Source organism: Pseudomonas sp. IT-196MI5, from assembly GCF_949767415.1.
In the GTDB taxonomy this organism is placed as follows: Bacteria; Pseudomonadota; Gammaproteobacteria; order Pseudomonadales; family Pseudomonadaceae; genus Aquipseudomonas.
Genome location: NZ_CATKPZ010000002.1, coordinates 170,892 through 188,378, shown reverse-complemented (window position 1 = coordinate 188,378; position 17,487 = coordinate 170,892). Strand labels below are relative to the sequence as shown.

Annotated in this window: 16 protein-coding genes and 2 pseudogenes; 11 read left to right on the top strand and 7 right to left on the bottom strand. The window is 55.7% G+C overall.

Going from position 1 to position 17,487, the window contains the following annotated elements:
• Positions 1-115: 115 nt before the first annotated feature.
• Positions 116-270: pseudogene (locus tag ACM6IK_RS01765) on the top strand (histidine/lysine/arginine/ornithine ABC transporter ATP-binding protein); the annotation flags it as partial.
• A 76-nt stretch (positions 271-346) separates the two neighbouring features.
• Here the strand turns inward: ACM6IK_RS01765 and csiR are convergent.
• Complete coding sequence (gene csiR / locus ACM6IK_RS01760; RefSeq protein WP_414872885.1) at positions 347-1,045, bottom strand: DNA-binding transcriptional regulator CsiR; 699 nt, start codon at positions 1,043-1,045, stop codon at positions 347-349.
• A 195-nt stretch (positions 1,046-1,240) separates the two neighbouring features.
• Between csiR and glaH the strand changes: the two genes are divergently transcribed.
• The 4 genes from glaH (at position 1,241) to ACM6IK_RS01740 (ending at position 6,566) form a co-directional block, all read left to right on the top strand.
• On the top strand, positions 1,241-2,218 hold the full coding sequence (gene glaH, locus ACM6IK_RS01755; RefSeq protein WP_414872884.1) for a glutarate dioxygenase GlaH: 978 nt from the start codon (positions 1,241-1,243) through the stop codon (positions 2,216-2,218).
• An 89-nt stretch (positions 2,219-2,307) separates the two neighbouring features.
• A complete protein-coding gene (gene lhgO, locus ACM6IK_RS01750) occupies positions 2,308-3,582 on the top strand; it encodes an L-2-hydroxyglutarate oxidase (RefSeq protein WP_223531558.1) in 1,275 nt (424 codons plus the stop codon).
• Between the two features lie 13 nt (positions 3,583-3,595).
• Positions 3,596-5,044 carry an NADP-dependent succinate-semialdehyde dehydrogenase gene (gene gabD, locus ACM6IK_RS01745; RefSeq protein WP_414872883.1) on the top strand — a complete coding sequence of 483 codons (1,449 nt, stop codon included), beginning with the start codon at positions 3,596-3,598 and terminating at the stop codon, positions 5,042-5,044.
• A 100-nt stretch (positions 5,045-5,144) separates the two neighbouring features.
• Positions 5,145-6,566: an aspartate aminotransferase family protein gene (locus ACM6IK_RS01740; protein ID WP_414872882.1), complete on the top strand. Its 1,422-nt coding sequence runs from the start codon at positions 5,145-5,147 to the stop codon at positions 6,564-6,566.
• A gap of 32 nt (positions 6,567-6,598) precedes the next feature.
• Here the strand turns inward: ACM6IK_RS01740 and ACM6IK_RS01735 are convergent, their stop codons facing one another.
• From ACM6IK_RS01735 to ACM6IK_RS01725, 3 genes are all read right to left on the bottom strand, one after another.
• Positions 6,599-7,018: a hypothetical protein gene (locus ACM6IK_RS01735; RefSeq protein ID WP_414872881.1), complete on the bottom strand. Its 420-nt coding sequence runs from the start codon at positions 7,016-7,018 to the stop codon at positions 6,599-6,601.
• 469 nt (positions 7,019-7,487) lie between these two features.
• Positions 7,488-8,231 (bottom strand): histidine kinase, encoded by a 744-nt coding sequence (locus ACM6IK_RS01730; RefSeq protein WP_414872880.1) that lies wholly within the window; start codon positions 8,229-8,231, stop codon positions 7,488-7,490.
• A gap of 105 nt (positions 8,232-8,336) precedes the next feature.
• Positions 8,337-9,071 carry a FadR/GntR family transcriptional regulator gene (locus tag ACM6IK_RS01725; protein ID WP_414872890.1) on the bottom strand — a complete coding sequence of 245 codons (735 nt, stop codon included), beginning with the start codon at positions 9,069-9,071 and terminating at the stop codon, positions 8,337-8,339.
• A gap of 279 nt (positions 9,072-9,350) precedes the next feature.
• On the opposite strand from ACM6IK_RS01725, the gene ACM6IK_RS01720 reads away from it, so the two are divergent.
• The 5 genes from ACM6IK_RS01720 to ACM6IK_RS01700 all read left to right on the top strand — a co-directional run bounded on the left by ACM6IK_RS01720 (position 9,351) and on the right by ACM6IK_RS01700 (position 14,636).
• On the top strand, positions 9,351-10,844 hold the full coding sequence (locus ACM6IK_RS01720; RefSeq protein ID WP_414872879.1) for an aldehyde dehydrogenase: 1,494 nt from the start codon (positions 9,351-9,353) through the stop codon (positions 10,842-10,844).
• Positions 10,845-10,931: 87 nt separating this feature from the next.
• Positions 10,932-12,410, top strand: coding sequence for an APC family permease (locus ACM6IK_RS01715; RefSeq protein WP_414872878.1), 1,479 nt, complete (start codon positions 10,932-10,934; stop codon positions 12,408-12,410).
• 66 nt (positions 12,411-12,476) lie between these two features.
• Positions 12,477-12,962 (top strand): ester cyclase, encoded by a 486-nt coding sequence (locus tag ACM6IK_RS01710; protein WP_414872877.1) that lies wholly within the window; start codon positions 12,477-12,479, stop codon positions 12,960-12,962.
• Between the two features lie 265 nt (positions 12,963-13,227).
• Positions 13,228-13,413, top strand: coding sequence for a transposase (locus tag ACM6IK_RS01705; protein WP_414872876.1), 186 nt, complete (start codon positions 13,228-13,230; stop codon positions 13,411-13,413).
• 524 nt (positions 13,414-13,937) lie between these two features.
• Positions 13,938-14,636, top strand: coding sequence for a potassium channel family protein (locus tag ACM6IK_RS01700; RefSeq protein ID WP_414872875.1), 699 nt, complete (start codon positions 13,938-13,940; stop codon positions 14,634-14,636).
• A gap of 100 nt (positions 14,637-14,736) precedes the next feature.
• On the opposite strand, the gene ACM6IK_RS01695 is transcribed toward ACM6IK_RS01700, so the two are convergent.
• Together ACM6IK_RS01695 and ACM6IK_RS01690 are read right to left on the bottom strand one after the other, a co-directional pair.
• The gene (locus ACM6IK_RS01695) at positions 14,737-15,663 is read right to left on the bottom strand and encodes a transporter (RefSeq protein ID WP_414872874.1); all 927 of its coding nucleotides are present in this window, start codon (positions 15,661-15,663) and stop codon (positions 14,737-14,739) included.
• Positions 15,664-16,003: 340 nt separating this feature from the next.
• Positions 16,004-16,462: a hemerythrin domain-containing protein gene (locus tag ACM6IK_RS01690; protein ID WP_414872873.1), complete on the bottom strand. Its 459-nt coding sequence runs from the start codon at positions 16,460-16,462 to the stop codon at positions 16,004-16,006.
• Between the two features lie 320 nt (positions 16,463-16,782).
• On the opposite strand from ACM6IK_RS01690, the pseudogene ACM6IK_RS01685 reads away from it, so the two are divergent.
• Positions 16,783-16,896, top strand: a pseudogene (locus ACM6IK_RS01685) (IS5/IS1182 family transposase); the annotation flags it as partial.
• Between the two features lie 230 nt (positions 16,897-17,126).
• Here ACM6IK_RS01685 and ACM6IK_RS01680 read toward each other — a convergent pair.
• On the bottom strand, positions 17,127-17,414 hold the full coding sequence (locus ACM6IK_RS01680) for a heavy-metal-associated domain-containing protein (RefSeq protein ID WP_414872872.1): 288 nt from the start codon (positions 17,412-17,414) through the stop codon (positions 17,127-17,129).
• Between the last annotated feature and the right edge of the window lie 73 nt (positions 17,415-17,487).

The window sequence follows — 17,487 nt, the reverse complement described above, 5'->3', positions numbered from 1 at the left end:
TGCGGGGGCGATACCTTCCAAGTCAGCGATGGTGATCGGATTGCTGCGATCGTGAAGCTGTTAGCGTCAAGTGTGTCGCAGAATATGCGGGGGAGGAGGGTAATTCCGACACCCAGATTCGCCTACATCGGCGCTGGACCCTGAGGTGTGGGAGAAGTGCAGAAAGTCATCCAAGGGCTTGCAGAAGAAGGTCGGACCATGATCATGGTGACCCATGAAATGGGTTTTGCCCGCAAGGTCTCGAACCAACTGCTGTTTCTTCATCAGGGGCGGTCTCAATGAGTAAGCATACTTCAGCTAGAGTGGGCGGGTATGCTCGCTTTAGCCGCCCCGTTCAACCCCAAACTCATGCGGCACTGCCCATCCCTTGCGCCAGCATGATCTCGGTGATGATCGGCACTGGCGTCATCAGGTGAGTGCGCATCATGGTGCTGGCCCGTGGCGCATCGCGGGCCAGAATAGCTTCAACCAGCGCGGCATGTTCCTTGCGCTTCAACGCCAGGGCTTCTTCGGAGAAAACCGTCTGGGTCAGCCAAAGGTGGCGGTAGCGTTCGGCCTGGTCAAACAGATAGCCACGCGCCTGTAGCAGGTGTTTTGAGCCGCAACCGGTGGCGATAGCTGTGTGGAAGGCCTTGTGCCGTTCGTCCCAGACATCCAAGACCTGCTCTCGGGTTTTGACATCCATGACTTTCGAGAGGGTATGGGACTGGGCAAGGATCTGCGCCTCCCAGGCGTCGTCGCCGCGCTCAATGGCCAAACCTACGATCATCGCCTCGAGGTTGGCGCGGGCATCGTAGATGTCCTGCATCTCTTTCAACGACATGGGCGCGACCCGGTAGCCCTTCTGGCTGATCACCACCACCAGATGTTCGGCCACCAATTGCGAAAGCGCCTCTCGCAGCGGGCCAACCCCCAAGTCATAACGCTCCTTGAGCCCGCTCATGAGGAGCTTCTCTCCGGGCTTGAAGACCCCGCGAATGATGTCCTGTTTGAGTCGCTCATACCCGCTGAATGCAGAGTTCTGCTTGGGGGTGAGGCTATCCAAAGGTACTGCTCCTGAAAACGACAAGGTCCAATCATACCTAAACATCTGTCATGCGAAAAACATAAGACGAAGTGGTATTTTGTCGATAGTAAATAAAAATGTAGACATTATAAATATATGGCGATATTTTTGGCCTGTGCCTGATCCAGATCAATGCTGGAAGGGCTAATCCCTACCTTCTGCCCAGGAACTGCCATGAACGCCTTTACTCAGATTCAGGACCTTGTGATGCCACTCCCAGCGGAGACTAAGGGCTTCATCCTTACCCCTTCCAGTCAGTCGCCGCGTCTGCTTGAGCTGAAATTCGCCAAGGAAACCGTCGACGCATTCGTCACGGCGGTGGCGCAATGGCCGGTCCAGGCCCTGGAGTACAAGTCGTTCCTGCGTTTCCGGGTCGGTCAGATCCTTGACGAGCTGTGCGAGGGCACCCTGCGCCCGGTGTTGGTCAACACCATTCTGGACCGCGCCACCGGCGGCATGCTGATCACGCCTGAAGGTTTGAATGACGTGACCCACGCCGATGACATGGTCAAGTTCTCCTCGGCCGTCGCACACCTGATCGGTCGCTCCAACTTCGATGCCATGAGCGGACAGTTCTACGCGCGCTTTGCAGTGGTCAACACCGACAATTCCGACAGTTACCTGCGCCAGCCACACCGGGTCATGGAACTGCACAACGACGGCACCTTCGTTCAGGAACGTACCGACTACGTGCTGATGATGAAGATCGACGAGCAGAACATGGAAGGCGGCAACACCCTGCTGCTGCACCTGGACGATTGGGAAGACCTGCACCACTACTACACGCACCCGCTGGCCCGCCGTGAAATGCGCTTCACCGCGCCACCGAGCAAGAACGTGCGTGAAGACGTGTTCCACGCGGTGTTCGACAACGACGCCGAAGGCCGCCCGACCATGCGCTATATCGACCAGTTCGTGCAGCCCAAGGACTTCGAGGAAGGCATCTGGCTGACCGCCATGAGCGAGTCCCTGGAAGGCAGCCAGAAGAAGGTTTCGATACCGGTGCCGGTCGGCAGCTTTGTGCTCGTCAACAACATGTTCTGGCTGCACGGTCGTGACCGCTTCACCGCCCACCCGGGCCTGCGTCGTGAGCTGATGCGTCAGCGCGGTTATATCAGCTACCAAAAAACCATGTACCAGCGCGGCCAGTAAGGTTTGCCAAACGCCGAAGTGACGAGGGCCACCTCATGTGGCCCTTGTCGTGCTTCCAACAAGAACGTAATTCAGGTGGGTGCAAGCTAATGGCTGCGTACGACTTCATCATCATCGGTGGCGGCATTGTGGGCATGTCCACGGCCATGCAACTGGCTCAGGTTTACCCGGACGCAAAAATCCTCCTGCTGGAGAAAGAGTCCGGCCCGGCCAAGCACCAGACCGGCCACAACAGTGGCGTAATCCATGCCGGCGTCTACTACACCCCGGGCAGTTTGAAGGCGCGCTTCTGCCTGGAAGGCAACAAGGCCACCAAGGCCTTCTGCGACAAGCACGGCATCCGTTACGACGAGTGCGGCAAGCTGCTGGTGGCCACCAACGAGCTGGAAATGCAGCGCATGAGCGCGCTGTGGGACCGCACCGAAGCCAACGGTCTGAGGCGTGGATGGCTGTCGGCCGCCGAGTTGCGCGAGCGCGAGCCGAACATCGTCGGCCTGGGCGGTATCTTCGTGCCGTCGAGCGGCATCGTGAACTATGCCGAGGTTACCGCAGCCATGGGCCGCGAATTCGAAGCCGCCGGTGGTGAAATCCGCTACAACAGCGAAGTCGTCGCCATCGACGAGCGTCCCGATGAAGTTGTGGTCCGCACCGACACCCTGGAACACCACGGGCGCTTCCTGATCACCTGCTCGGGCCTGATGGCTGACCGCGTGGTGCGCATGCTCGGGATCAAGCCCAACTTCATCATCTGCCCGTTCCGCGGCGAGTATTACCTGCTGCCCAAACAGCATAATCAGATCGTCAACCACCTGATCTATCCGATCCCGGATCCGTCCATGCCATTTCTCGGCGTGCACCTGACCCGCATGATCGACGGCACCGTCACTGTCGGCCCCAACGCAGTGCTGGCGATGAAGCGCGAAGGCTATCGCAAGACCGATTTTTCGCTGTCGGACATGTTCGAAACCCTGACCACCCCGGGCATTCTGAAGGTGCTGATGAAGAACCTGCGCCCCGGTCTGATCGAGATGAAAAACTCACTGTTCAAGGGCGGCTACCTGAAGGAAGTGCAGAAGTACTGCCCGAGCATCAACAAGAGCGACCTCACCGCCTACCCGGCCGGTGTGCGCGCCCAAGCGGTCTCGCTTGACGGCAAGTTGATCGACGATTTCCTGTTCGTCAACACCGCCCGTAGCGTCAGCGTCTGCAACGCCCCGTCGCCTGCAGCGACCTCCGCCATCCCGATCGGCGCATACATCGTCGACAAGGTCCGTGAGCAGCTAGCAAGTGCCGGTGTCAGTTTTGTCAAACCCGCCAACTCCACTCGGACCGCCCCGATGGCGGCTTCCGGCGCAACCCGCTAACGAGGAATTTCGCGTGCAACTCAACGATCCGAAACTGTTCCGCCAACAAGCCTATATCGACGGTGCCTGGGCAGATGCTGACAGTGGCCAGACCCTCAAGGTCAACAACCCGGCCACCGGTGAAATAATCGGCAGCGTGCCGAAGATGGGGGCGACTGAAACCCGTCGTGCCATTGAAGCCGCCGACAAGGCGCTACCGGCCTGGCGCGCCCTGACCGCCAAGGAGCGCGCCAACAAGCTTCGCAAGTGGTTCGACCTGATGATGGCCAACCAGGAAGACCTGGCCCGCCTGATGACCCTGGAGCAAGGCAAGCCACTGACCGAGTCCCGTGGCGAAATCGCTTATGCCGCTTCTTTTCTGGAGTGGTTCGGCGAAGAGGCCAAGCGGGTGTATGGCGACATGATCCCCGGTCACCAGGTCGACAAGCGTCTGATGGTACTCAAGCAGCCGATCGGTGTTACCGCGGCCATCACCCCGTGGAACTTCCCTTCGGCGATGATCACCCGCAAGGCCGGTCCGGCCCTGGCCGCCGGCTGCACCATGGTTCTCAAGCCTGCCTCGCAGACTCCCTACTCCGCCTTGGCGCTGGCCGAACTGGCCGAGCGCGCCGGCATTCCGAAAGGCGTGTTCAGCGTGGTCACCGGCAGTGCCGGCGAAGTCGGCAGCGAGCTGACCGGTAACCCGCTCGTGCGCAAGCTGACCTTCACCGGCTCCACCGAAATCGGCCGCCAGCTGATGATCGAGTGCGCCAAGGACATCAAGAAGGTGTCGCTGGAACTGGGCGGCAATGCACCCTTCATCGTCTTCGATGACGCCGACCTGGATGCGGCCGTCGAGGGCGCGCTGATCTCCAAGTACCGCAACAACGGCCAGACCTGCGTCTGCGCCAACCGCCTGTATATCCAGGACGGCATCTACGACGCCTTCGTCGACAAGCTCACCTCGGCCGTGGCCAAGTTGAACATCGGTAATGGCCTGGAAAATGGCATCACCACCGGCCCCCTGATCGACGCCAAAGCCATGGCCAAGGTTCAGGAGCACATTGAAGACGCTGTGAGCAAAGGCGCTCGCGTGGTTGCCGGCGGCAAGCCGCATGCCCTGGGCGGGACCTTCTTTGAGCCGACCGTGCTGGTTGATGTTCCGCGCAACGCCGCCGTTGCCAAGGAAGAAACTTTCGGTCCGCTGGCACCGCTGTTCCGCTTCAAGGATGAAGCCGATGTGATCGCCATGGCCAACGATACCGAATTCGGTCTGGCGTCCTACTTTTATGCTCGCGACTTGAGCCGGGTGTTCCGTGTGGGCGAAGCGCTGGAATACGGCATTGTCGGCGTCAACACCGGGATCATCTCCAACGAAGTCGCACCGTTCGGTGGCATCAAGGCCTCGGGTTTGGGTCGTGAAGGCTCCAAGTACGGCATTGAGGACTACCTGGAAATCAAATACCTCTGTATCGGCGTGTGATCACGGCGGACATTCATCAAGCGTCAAGAGGGGTGGAGATGAACACCCACCAAAGCCTGTAACAACGCCATATGGCCGCCATTCCCCGGAGTTCCTTAACATGAATCGCTCGTATCTTTCGCTCGCCGAAAAGGATGTTCAGCATCAACTGCACCCCTACACGGATGCGCGGCTGCACCAGGAAGTAGGCCCGCTGATCATTGAACGTGGCGAAGGCGTTTACGTCTATGACAACCAAGGCAAGCGTTATCTCGAAGCGATGTCGGGTCTTTGGAGTGTGGCGCTTGGCTTCAGTAATGAGCGCCTGATCAAGGCGGCAGAGCAACAGCTACGCAAACTGCCCTTTTATCACCTCTTCAGCCACAAGGCTCACACGCCCAGTATCGAATTGGCCGAGAAGCTGATCGAAATCGCCCCGGTGCCGATGAGCAAGGTGTTCTTCACTAACTCAGGCTCTGAAGCCAACGACACCGTCGTCAAGATGATCTGGTATCGCAACAATGCCATCGGCAAGCCTGGCAAAAAGAAGTTCATCAGCCGTCACAATGCGTATCACGGCATTACTGCTGTCAGCGCCAGTTTGACCGGGCTGCAGGTGAATCAACGTGGTTTTGATGTGCCGTTGCCCGGCTTTTTTCACGTTGCCTGTCCGCACCACTATCGCAATGCCAAACCTGGCGAGACCGAGGAACAATTTGCTGATCGCCTGGCAGCCGAACTGGAAAATGTCATCCTCCGGGAGGGCCCGGAAACCGTAGCCGCTTTTTACGGCGAACCGCTGATGGGGGCGGGCGGCGTGATCGTGCCTCCGCGCACATATTGGGACAAGGTTCAAGCAGTGTGCCGCAAATATGATGTGCTGGTCGTCGCGGATGAAGTCATTTGCGGCTTCGGTCGAACCGGCAAGATGTTTGGCTGCGAAACCTTCGGCATCAAGCCGGATGTCATGGTAGTTTCCAAGCAACTATCCTCTTCGTATCAACCGATCGCGGCAGTCCTGATCAACGATAAGGTCTTCGAGGGGATCGCCGATCAGAGCCACACCTTCGGTACTCTGGGTCATGGCTTCACCGGCAGCGGCCACCCGGTTGCGACCGCAGTTGCGCTGGAAAACATAAAGATCATTCAAGAAGAGCAGCTTGTCGAGCACGCCTGCGAGTTGGGCGAACAACTTCAAGCCGGACTGGCTCAATTTGCGGATCATCCGTTGGTAGGGGAGGTTAGGGGCTGTGGATTGATCGCTGCTGTGGAGCTCGTTGCGGATCGTCGGACAAAGGAGCCGCTGGATACGGTTGGGAAGTTGGGGCGCTACCTGGCGGGACGTGCGCAGGAGTACGGCATGATCACAAGGGCGATGGGAGACTCGATCGCATTCTGTCCGCCGTTGATTTCCACGAAAGAAGAAATAAAGCTCGTGGTCGATATTTTCAGCCGCGCACTCGACGACACAGACCGCTGGTTCGGCCTGGGTGTCAATCAAAGCCTGTGGCATCAGTGGGAAGGCTACACGCACAACTCCTGATAGTGCATCTCGGCGTCATAAAGATGTATTGATCATCGGCGCGGCCCAGGTACTGGTCGCGCCACCACCTTTGTTTCGCGGGTAAAAAAATGGTACTTCACGGATTTCCGGGAAAGACGTTCTTGAACTTCATGAAAAAGAATTGCTGTCCCGGTAGCCGTACGCCATTCGCTTGATGACCATGATTCGATATTTATTCCTTCTAATTGACCGGTGTGCATCGGCCAACGAACTCTGCTCATAATGCCCCTAGATGAACCTGTTGTTCCGGCTTCTTCAGGTTCTCTGGATTGCGCAGCAGTAACCAACGGGCTTGCTTGATAACCTATAGGGCTGGCTGGTTTGTCGTGATGCAGTCGATTGGTCTCGTCGACTCGCACCCGATTGGTCATTTCTCGGCCATATTTGATGAGCACGTAGATAGGTTGTAGACCTACCGCGTTTTCAGGCAATGCTGGCTAACCTCCAGGTCAAAAGCTGTGTTCATCTCCTCTACAGCGGCCTCGACTTGAGTGCACCCCTCTGGCTCCATTCTTCGAAAGTGATCTGACCGCGACGCGGGTTTTAGTCAGGCCCGACAGACCCGGCAGGCAGGAAAGCGTGTGGCATGAAACGTCAAAGTGCTTGTTTCGGTCGCTCACGGACTTCGTGAAGAACCCCAGTGGCTGCGCGACCATCTGCGGCTCCTTCTACAGGTGGTGCTCTACCAATGCTGCGGCGAGAGAGCACAGCTTTGCCAACTCGAATGAGATGGCTCTTGTGCAATTGCCTGATGGAACAGGCGGCCAAAATGGGGGGCGCTTTGGGTAGCGGAGTGCATGGCGACCTCCTGCCATCCATAGCAGGAGCTTTCATTCAACGGGACTCTTCCTGCAGCGCATGGGTTGAACTTTGGTACTTCAAACCAAGATGGAGTCTTGATCAAAACCTTGGGACAGGCCGCTCCACGACGCTCCAATATGACGATGTGTCGATAAGGCTCAGGACGCGACCCTGTTCTTTGTCCAGGCTCAGGGTGCCTCGGATCAAATCACCGGCCAGCCAACTCGGTGTGTTAGCCGCCAGCACTCTACCTTCGGCATTGAGCAACAACGCCTCGTTACTGACCCGCATGAGGCTGCGCACCAGCAAGGGTTCCAAGGAGTGCAGAGAAATATCGGCAGCGGCCACACCAATGAAGCGATCTGCGAAAAAGATAGGAACCGAGAAGGCAACGATGTACTGCTCCGTGCCGTACAAATCCACAAACGGGCCATCTATGGAGGGTTGCCGGGTTTGCTGGGGGCGAGTGTACCAAGGCATGTGCAGGTAATCGTAAAAGCGGTCGCTACGGCTATTAAAATTCAGTGTCAGAGGCTGAATCTCTTCTTTTTGGGTTCGGCACCACCACTCCAGATGCATCTCGCGATCTTCCAGCTCACCAGGAGCGAAGACAACTCCGGCGCCATGAAACTTGAGGCTCTCCGAGTTCAGGATCTGCCGGATTATCGGCAGCAATGGCTTGAGGTCGCCTTGGCTGGGGTGCTTCGTGTTGCAACACTGATGTTCCCAAATGCTCAATACTTGGGCGCTCATATCGTTGAGCCCCTTGAATACGTTACTAATGGAAGCGTTGATCAACGTGGCACATTGGGACAACTCGTTTGCTGACATTTCGTTAGCCATGGCTCTACCTCATGACTCAGAGAAGACAATGCGGTGCCTGCAGTCGACGGGGTATACAACGCCGGGCTGCATAGCGAGCGAGTAGTTCAGCAAGTTTCGTTCCATTCATGAGTCGCCTTCTGCCATTTGTTGTAGTCGTAGGGTGCTTAGGCGGCGAACGCCTCGTGTTACATGTGCTTCTGCCAGTGCGCCGGCCAGATTGGCGTCGTTCGCTACGATGGCTTCCAGAATAGCTCTATGTTCCCGTTCGATGGCCTGTGGATCCGGTTGACCGGCAAACGGCAGCCATAACAGTTCCCCAAGTTCCGCCTGCAAGCGCGCTTCGCTGTGAGTCAGGCGCACAGACTGCGCTGCCACGGCTATTTCGATATGGAATCTGGCGTCTGCTCGGCGGCGCTCTCGCCGCTCATGAGCGTTGGCCAGGGCGTCGACAAGGCTGCTCAATCTTGCATGTTGCTCAGGCCCGGTGCGCTGAGCCGCCAGTCGGGCGGCGGCGCCTGAAATGGCAGCGTGTTCATCGGCGAGGTCACGCAGTTCAAGCGTGCTGAATTCACGTAGTTGATCGAACAGGGACTGATCTGAGGTTTGCGGCGCGGCGCAGATGAAGCTCCCGCCGCTGCGTCCGCGCCGGGTTTCGATGACCCCGCGCTCGCGCAAGACCGCAAGCGCGTCCCGCAGCGTAACCGTGGCGACGCCGAGTTGGGTGGCCAGGGCACTTTCATTGGGGAGCTGTTCGCCTTCTGTGAACAACCCCAGATCGATCATTTCTATCAGGCGACGGGTAACAGACTCCGTTTTACCTTCCTGGTTAAGGCGTATGAGGCTTGAAGTAGGGCTCATGGTTGATTCATTCATGGGCGGCGCCGTTTTACGCCTGTGGCAATAGTCCGATGTAGCGTCAAGCGCGTCCGGATGTGCGTTTCTTTTAAAATTCTATTTCATATTTAATATTGTTTTTGTGCGTATTCGTGTGGTGATTCTAGAGTTTCAACGCATAAGAAGTCAAAAAAATCACCTCCTATTCGCTTTTCTGGGGTTCTCACGGACTAAAAGATATGGTTCCATATGTTTAAGGCGATTTGAGATCGCATCCATCCGAACCCAGGAGCAGTTTTAACCATGAGTCAGTTGACCCGATCAGAGTGGGAAGCCAGAGCCAAGGCGCTGAGCATTGAAGGGCGAGCCTTCATCAATGGCAAATATGTGTCGGCCAGTTCAGGTGCAACCTTCGAGTGCATAAGTCCTATTGACGGGCGTGTGCTTGCCTTGGTCGCTAGTTGCGATGTGGCAGATGCGAATTTGGCGGTGGCCAGTGCCCGGTCGGTGTTCGAGTCCGGTATCTGGTCACGCCAAGCACCTGCAATGCGCAAGGCAGTGATGGTGCGTTTTTCCGAATTGTTGCAGGCCCACGCCGAAGAGCTGGCTCTGCTGGAAACATTGGACATGGGCAAGCCGATTTCCGATTCGCTGTCGGTCGACCTCCCGGGGAGCATTGACAGTATCCGTTGGTGCGGTGAGGCAATAGACAAAATCTACGATGAGGTGGCAGCGACCTCGGTTGATCAGCTCGGGCTGGTTACCCGGGAGCCGGTTGGGGTGGTTGCGACTATCGTGCCGTGGAATTTCCCACTGATGATGGCGTCTTGGAAGTTGGGGCCGGCGCTGGCTGCCGGTAACTCGGTTGTCCTCAAACCCTCGGAGCGTTCTCCGCTGACGGCTATCCGCATCGCACAGCTTGCTCTGGAGGCGGGTCTTCCTGCGGGTGTGCTCAATGTTCTGCCGGGTTATGGCCACACCGTGGGCAAGGCGCTGGCCCTGCACGGTGATGTTGATACTTTGGCGTTTACCGGGTCGACCCAAGTGGCCAAGCAATTACTGGTTTATGCGGGTGAGTCGAATATGAAGCGAGTCTGGCTCGAGGCCGGCGGCAAAAGCCCCAACATCGTGTTTGCTGATGCCCCCGATCTGCAAGTGGCGGCCGAAGCAGCAGCGGCAGCCATCGCCTTCAACCAAGGTGAGGTTTGCACTGCCGGTTCACGTTTGCTGGTGCAGGCATCGATCAAAGAGCGTTTTGTACCGATGGTTGTCGAGGCCATGAAGGGCTGGAAGCCGGGGCATCCTCTCGACCCTGATACCAACGTCGGCGCTATGGTTGACGGCCGTCATCTGGATGGGGTGATGCAGTACATCGAAGAGGGTAAAGCGCAAGGCGCGCGGCTCTTGCTCGGGGGACGCGTGGCACGGGTAGAAACCGGTGGCAGTTACATAGAGCCAACCCTGTTCGACAACGTCAGCAATTCGATGAAAATCGCTCAGGAAGAGATATTCGGTCCCGTACTGTCAGTCATCGAATTCGACCAAGCAGAGGATGCGGTACGCATCGCCAATGACACCCCTTACGGTCTGGCCGCAGCTGTCTGGACGTCTGACCTGTCTCGAGCCCACAACATTTCTCGCGCACTTCGTGCTGGCAGTGTTTGGGTCAACCTCTATGACGGCGGTGACATGATGGCGCCGTTCGGCGGCTTTAAACAGTCCGGCAATGGCCGTGACAAATCTCTGCATGCCTTTGATAAGTACACGGAGATCAAGGCCACCTGGATACAACTCTGAATCAACTCTGGTTAATCGCGTAACGGATGGGATGGCACAGTCCGATCAACGCCTATTAAAACAAATTCCTTTTTGAAGGATGTTGCAATGAACAGCTCAATTAGCGCCAAGGTAGCTGTAGATCAAGACGCGGAGCAACTCCGCGCCCTTGGGTACACCTCAAATTTCGAACGTAGTATGAGTCTGTGGCAGAACTTTGCCCTTGGATTCACCTATCTGTCCCCGGTAGTAGGGGTCTACACCTTGTTCGGCCTGTGCTTGGCCGCCGGCGGGCCACCAATGTTCTGGTCCTACCTGCTGGTGGGGTTCGGCCAGATGCTGGTGTGTCTGATTTTTTGCGAAGTGGTATCTCAATACCCGATTTCCGGCGGCGTCTATCCTTGGGCCCGTCGTCTGGTTGGCAAGAAGTGGGCATGGATGGTCGGGTGGATTTATGCCATCTCCCTATGTGTCACCATTGCCGCCGTCGCGCTGGGGGCTGGCCCCTACATCGCAAACCTTCTAGGTTTCGAGTCGTCGCCGGTAACTAACACGTTGGTCGCGCTATTTTTGACGGCGACGGCGACGGTCTTGAATCTCAGTGGTACCAAGCTATTGGCGCGGGTGGCGATGTTCGGTTTTCTCTGCGAACTAGTCGGGGCTTTGTTGATCGGTGGATACCTGCTGATCTTCGAGCGCCACCAGCCTTTGAGCGTATTGTTCAATACTTTTGATATTTCCATTGATGGGGCCTATTGGCCTGCGTTTCTCACGGCCTCATTGGCGGGTATGTTTCTCTACTACGGCTTTGAAGCTTGCGGCGATGTTGCCGAGGAAACCCCCAATCCTAGCCGTCAAGTTCCAAAGGCGATGCGGATGACTATCTGGATCGGCGGCGCCGCCTCGATCTTTGCGGCCCTGGCGTTGATCCTTGCAGTTCCAGATATGGCGGCGGTCATTTCCGGGCAAGACAAAGACCCTATGTCGACCATATTCGGCAGCGCGTTCGGTCCTGTGGGTTCTCGGGTAGTCATGGCGGTCATTACGGTTTCGTTCGTTTCCTGCGTGCTGAGTTTGCAGGCATCCGCCAGTCGTCTGCTCTATGCCTATGCTCGAGACGAAATGCTCATGGGCAGTAATGTGCTGAAAAAACTCTCGCCTACGACACACGTCCCGACTGCAGCCTTGGTGGTGTGTGGCGTGCTGCCCGCGATCATTGTGTGCGTAGGCTTCTACCTTCAGAACGCTATTGCGCTGGTAGTGAGTTTTGCCGCCATCGGTATATACCTAGCGTTCCAGATGATTGTTGGCGGTGCGCTGTACGCCCGTATCCGTGGGTGGAAACCCAAGGGCCAGTTCTCCATGGGGCGTTGGGGTTGGATAGTGAACATCGCTGCCCTTTGCTACGGCATGTTCGCGATCATCAATATGTCCTGGCCGCGTACCCCGGATGCGCCTTGGTATGTGAACTACGGCATCGCACTTGTCGGTGCCATCGTCATCCTTGTCGGTGTCCTATACATGACCCTGTTTCGTCCCTATGAAAAGGGCAAGGCCCCAGCTTCGGATGCTTGGAAAAACCGCTAATTGACATCAATGCCTGCCGCTAAGCGTGGCAGGCAAACTGATCTTCTAACAATAAGGTTGAAGGCTATGACGTCTCGAATCCACTCACTACTGTTCGGGCTGTTTCTGGTTCTGGCCAGTCATGCAAGTTTTGCGGCAGGCCAAAACGATACCCTCAGCGTAATCCATGACTATATGAAGGCTTGGAATGCCCACAATGCGGATGCGGCGGCCGAGTACTTTTCTGATAACGTCGAGTTTCTCGACGCCTCGGTGGGCACACCTCAGGTTGGCCGCGAAAACGCCAAGTCCCAAGTAATTCAGGTGTTCATGCAGGCGGTGCCGGATCTGCAATGGAAAATGTTCGGCGAGCCGATTGTCAATGGAGAGAACATTGCCTTTGAGTGGGAGTTCAATGGCACCAATACCGGCCCCTGGAGTGCGGAGACCCCAGCCACTCAGCGCCCCCTCAGCTTTAAGGGTGTTAGTTTCATACATCTCAAGAACGGCAAAATTCTCACGCAGCATGACTACTACGACGCCCTCGGTTTTAACAAGCAACTGGGCTGGTAACGGGTTATTACAGTTTGCAGTATCAGGGGAGGCCTGCCTACGCAGTGAGGTCACCTTGTGCAGAGTGCTGTCGATAATAGCGATCCATACTTACATTTAGTGGCACGATTTATACCAGATGTACGATGAGTGGGGAGTTTGACCATGTTCATCTGATGACTCAAAGTAAGGGGCCGGCGAACACACCTTCCGACCTCGGCCAATAAGGGTGATTGTGTCCGCGTAATTTTAAGCGGACGCAATTACCCTTAATGTCAGGATCGCCATGCGTGAACGTAAGTCCTATTCAAAATCCTTCAAAGCCCAAGTCGTCCACGAGTGCCAGCAGCCTGGTGTTTCCGTGGCTGCCATTGCGATGAATCACGGTATCAACGTTAGTGTCGTGTGCCCGTTTAGCTACGCAAGGTGTGATGCCCAGACGCATACTCAAGGTTGGCCCGGATTTCAATAATGGTGCTCACCTCCGAACTTCTGCGAGGCACTGCGGGCGCATATCGCTGGATTGGATCGAGTAGCAACCAGAGGAATTGCTATGGGCTTTGGCGCGACAGTACGCCCGGGCATCTGCCGATTGAATGGCGTAACAGCTGGCGCTATCAGCCGCGTTGGCTGTGCCCGTCATGAGCAGGGCAATAACGAGCAGATTCCAACGCATTGCGATTCTCCAAAAAATCACACCGTAAGATGATTTTTCAACGTGCCGCGGATCCCCTATTGGCAGTTTGCATTACGACGCGCATGCAACCTCAGGCACTACCGGTTACCCGAATGGGCACCGGATTCACGCCAAACCTGTGTGCGCTGCGGTACCGGATCGACACGGTTGAATCCACAATCCTATAGCTGCCTGTCAGGTTGAATCCTCTTAAAGGTATTCGCGACTAGAGTTTCACTGCCAACTATTCTGAAGCAAGATCAGAATTCACCCGTGCAACGCCAGGTATCGAGCGTTAATTCGGCATCAGGGAAACCGATATGACAAATCCGCAAGATAAAGGCGAATCCGACGCGGATTTAGCTCAGATGGTGATAGGGCTGGGGCCCTGCACCTATCTGTTGCTGCTCTTGCTAGGGTTGATCCTTCTGTTTCCCTTTCTTGAGGAGGGTCTGATTGCTCGCATATTGCTCGGCATTCTGTTTTCGGCCGTGCTGCTCGTGGGTGCTTTCGCCACCCGGCAGACCCGGTCGGGGTTCATCCTCAAACTGTGCCTGGCGTTGCTTGGAATTGGCCTGCAATGGGCGGCCTTGTGGGCCGAGAGTATCGCGACGCTTGAACTTGCCGGGATAACCTATGCGGCGTCTCTTGCGGTTTCGTTCAGCGGAGTGCTTCGCTACCTTCTCAAGCGCGGGCCAATTACAGCCGACAAGCTGCATGGCGCGCTTGCGGGCTACATCATGCTGGCCTTCGTTTGGTCCTTCATCTATGCCCTGGTCGAGATTTCCGCCGCTGGCTCATTCGGCCCTGGCAACTTCGATTTCAGACAACACGGCACTTTCTTCAAACTGATGTATTTCAGCTTCACGACGCTCACGACCACCGGTTACGGGGATGTTATCCCGTTGACCAACCACGCCCGCTCACTGGTGATGGTGGAAGAATTTTCAGGCGTCTTTTATGTGGGGGTCGTGATAGCGCGGCTTGCCGGTATTTATCCGTCGCATCAGGCCAAGTGACGCTCGATTTGTCTGAGCCATCTCCGGGCATTGGTAAGCAACCAGCATCGGACAAATGTCCCACGAACGCATGGTTGCAACGTAGCGCAAATCCTATGTTTCAAAGCCCTGCGCCGAAGCGATACTGCCAAGCCATGCCAACAACATCGTATTCGCTGCCCGTGCGGGTATGTCCGCCATTGCTCGCATTCAGTTTTATCGAATGATTGCGGTTTAACGGCAGCGTGAGGGTGCATCCGTAGCGGGTGTTTTCCTGAAAGTCGTGGTTACTGACTCCATCGACTGAGCTGCTGCCGCCAGCGAAGTAGGTTGCATCCAGAGAAACCCAGACGCCATTGCTGAAGGCGTAGATAAGATGCCCCTGCATCTGGTAAATCGGGTCCTGGGAAAGCACGTGGTCGCCGAGTAACTCGTCATTGTCGGTGAAAAAGGTTCCCGCGCCGGATAATTCCAGGGTCACTTGGCCTACACGTTTGGAAATCCCGAGTTCGGGCTTGAATGACCAGCGATTGTTGCCGAGATTTATCAGCCTGTTGTCGTCGTATTGGCCGAGTGGCGCCGTGATCGCCAGGCTGGCCCCGATAATTACATCCTGTTGGTAGCTGGGGAACTCAGCCAGGGACATCGCCGGGGCGCCATACAAGTTGACCGAGAAGCGAAATCTTGGATCGATCAACCCCGTGACTTCACGCTCCTTGGGTTCACCGGCAAGCACGGCTGAGCCGGTCAATTTTGCCTCGGGCACGACGATATCGAACTTCCCCGAGCGGCCCCAGACGTCCAGGGATCTGGCAAAGGCAAACATGACAGTCTTGATGTTGAGCTTGGCATCTTCGAGCGGGATCGAGGGGTTGGCCGTCACGTTGCCATGGAGATCGCTGTAGCCTATGAGCAGGAAATTGATACCGACCGGTGTATTGGCGTAGGACCTGGGTTCGAGATCCTCTGCCACTGCACCGGTGACCAGCATGATGAGCGAAGCGGATGCGAACTGAACCAGCCTGACGACGCAGAGATTGTGTCTCATCCACATTCGCTCACTTCTTTGAAGACCCTGGAGTTCTATGAGTTGTAGCGTATCTGCATTTGTTTGGCACATGCAGCAGCACTGCACGGTCGCAGTTACAGTTTGACCGGATTCTCCGTGGCAGGCTGGAGATCTATAACTGAAATAATATGATTAGCCGAAACGCTTGTTCCACGTCTGGCAAATGTGTGGTTGTAAGGCTGCCAATTCATCTCGCTTGTAATTCTATACAAGTAATCCTGCAAGCCAGTGGCGTATCATTAGGCACTCACCCAATAATTTTGTCAGATCGAGTATCAAGTAGCCGTCTGGTTTTTAAGTTGGGCGATCAAAGCTCCGATTAATGCCATTGACGCTTTATTTCCTGCCACTGGATGTCTGACAACCACTTATCTGCCACCGGAAAGAAAATATTCTCCTCGGTATCCATATGATCGTAGTATTTCTTGATGAAGTCATCGATAGTGTCAGCGATTACTTTCACCTCCTGAGTTGAGTCCTCCAACATCTTGAGCTGTCCGGCAATGCGCGCAAATGCTTGATGATCTCGCTCGATATCCTTGACCCGTTGGTGGATCGGTGCCTCAGTCGCTAGCAAGGCCCGCCGAATAAGCTCTTCATTTTCATGGTGGTGTAGCTCTGCATCACCATGCAAGGCTTCCAGCAGCTTAAACAACAGCTTGCAGTCATCGACGCCAGCGGATTCATGCCTAACCCTCCCCAGCAATCCTTTGATCTGAGTGATTTTGATAGCCACCTCATGATGATAGGTGTGCAGCTCTTTCAACAGGGCGTTCATATAAAATCCTCACCACTACACCAAATCATCACAGGAAAAATATTATTAACCAGCAATCTCGGAAATTATCCACACATATAAATCCCTATTACTTCTAATGCATCCGCCCAGCAGCTATCATTCGTACGCATTTAACCTTTTTATTATAGTCTTGCTCAAAATTTTCGCCCCGATAAATTTGCCACCTTTGGATGAATTTGAAATATCAAATGAATGTTTATATACGCTATTTGTTTTACTTGTGGCGACGCTAAAGAGAAAGCTAGCCGCTCACCGTCAACCAGTCACCCTGTCCGTGTGTCTTGTTACGCGCCATGTAGAAAAACTTATCCAAACTCAAATACACCGGCAAGAAAAAGCAGACTCACCAAGATCGCTTCCTGGCGGACCTTCAACAACGGGTGTCCTGAGCACAACTGGAGGTGCAAGTGGCCTAGTTCTATAGCGACATCACAGGCAAGCGCGGGCGCCCTGCAATTGGGTTGCCGAGCAGACGAACCTGCTGGCGCTCAACGCCGCTTGACTCCGCCTTGTCTGTGCCGGCTTTCGCGCGTAAATCGCACATCTGGAACTCGGATTTTGCAACCCCGGTTGCTTCTCTGGCCAATTCAAGCCTTCCCCCGCAACATCGCCACCGACATTGGTGTGGCATCCTCGGTAACGATCAGCCGCGTTGAGCGGATCGACAGCAGCAACCGCCGCCGTTCCCGCCACAACCTGAGGTTTTCTCACTCGCTACGCTTTCCAGTGTCCCCAGCTGTGCTGGATAGCCCGCGTCTTGCAGGGCTGTAAGCAGCGCGTAGCTATCCGAATCACCGCTGACCTTCACCCGTCCAGCTCGTAGATCCACTTCGACGCCACTGACACCTTCAAGTGGGCGCAGTGCTTCGGTGACGTGTTTGACACACGAACCACAGCTCATGCCTTGGACTTGCAGTTCAACAATTCTCATTGGTGACTCCTCACAACAAAGTTGATCATGGAAAGACTGACACATGAGGCTTTTCTGCGACTTTGGCTTATCC

Excerpts from the sequence above, each read along its gene's own strand:
- ACM6IK_RS01700 (WP_414872875.1), top strand. The coding sequence starts at position 13,938 with ATGACAAATCCGCAAGATAAAGGCGAATCCGACGCGGATTTAGCTCAG.
- ACM6IK_RS01710 (WP_414872877.1), top strand. The coding sequence starts at position 12,477 with ATGACGTCTCGAATCCACTCACTACTGTTCGGGCTGTTTCTGGTTCTG.
- ACM6IK_RS01705 (WP_414872876.1), top strand. The coding sequence starts at position 13,228 with ATGCGTGAACGTAAGTCCTATTCAAAATCCTTCAAAGCCCAAGTCGTC.
- ACM6IK_RS01740 (WP_414872882.1), top strand. The coding sequence starts at position 5,145 with ATGAATCGCTCGTATCTTTCGCTCGCCGAAAAGGATGTTCAGCATCAA.
- ACM6IK_RS01690 (WP_414872873.1), bottom strand. The coding sequence starts at position 16,462 with ATGAACGCCCTGTTGAAAGAGCTGCACACCTATCATCATGAGGTGGCT.
- ACM6IK_RS01730 (WP_414872880.1), bottom strand. The coding sequence starts at position 8,231 with ATGGCTAACGAAATGTCAGCAAACGAGTTGTCCCAATGTGCCACGTTG.
- ACM6IK_RS01680 (WP_414872872.1), bottom strand. The coding sequence starts at position 17,414 with ATGAGAATTGTTGAACTGCAAGTCCAAGGCATGAGCTGTGGTTCGTGT.
- ACM6IK_RS01720 (WP_414872879.1), top strand. The coding sequence starts at position 9,351 with ATGAGTCAGTTGACCCGATCAGAGTGGGAAGCCAGAGCCAAGGCGCTG.
- ACM6IK_RS01725 (WP_414872890.1), bottom strand. The coding sequence starts at position 9,071 with ATGAGCCCTACTTCAAGCCTCATACGCCTTAACCAGGAAGGTAAAACG.
- lhgO (WP_223531558.1), top strand. The coding sequence starts at position 2,308 with ATGGCTGCGTACGACTTCATCATCATCGGTGGCGGCATTGTGGGCATG.
- glaH (WP_414872884.1), top strand. The coding sequence starts at position 1,241 with ATGAACGCCTTTACTCAGATTCAGGACCTTGTGATGCCACTCCCAGCG.
- ACM6IK_RS01695 (WP_414872874.1), bottom strand. The coding sequence starts at position 15,663 with ATGAGACACAATCTCTGCGTCGTCAGGCTGGTTCAGTTCGCATCCGCT.
- ACM6IK_RS01715 (WP_414872878.1), top strand. The coding sequence starts at position 10,932 with ATGAACAGCTCAATTAGCGCCAAGGTAGCTGTAGATCAAGACGCGGAG.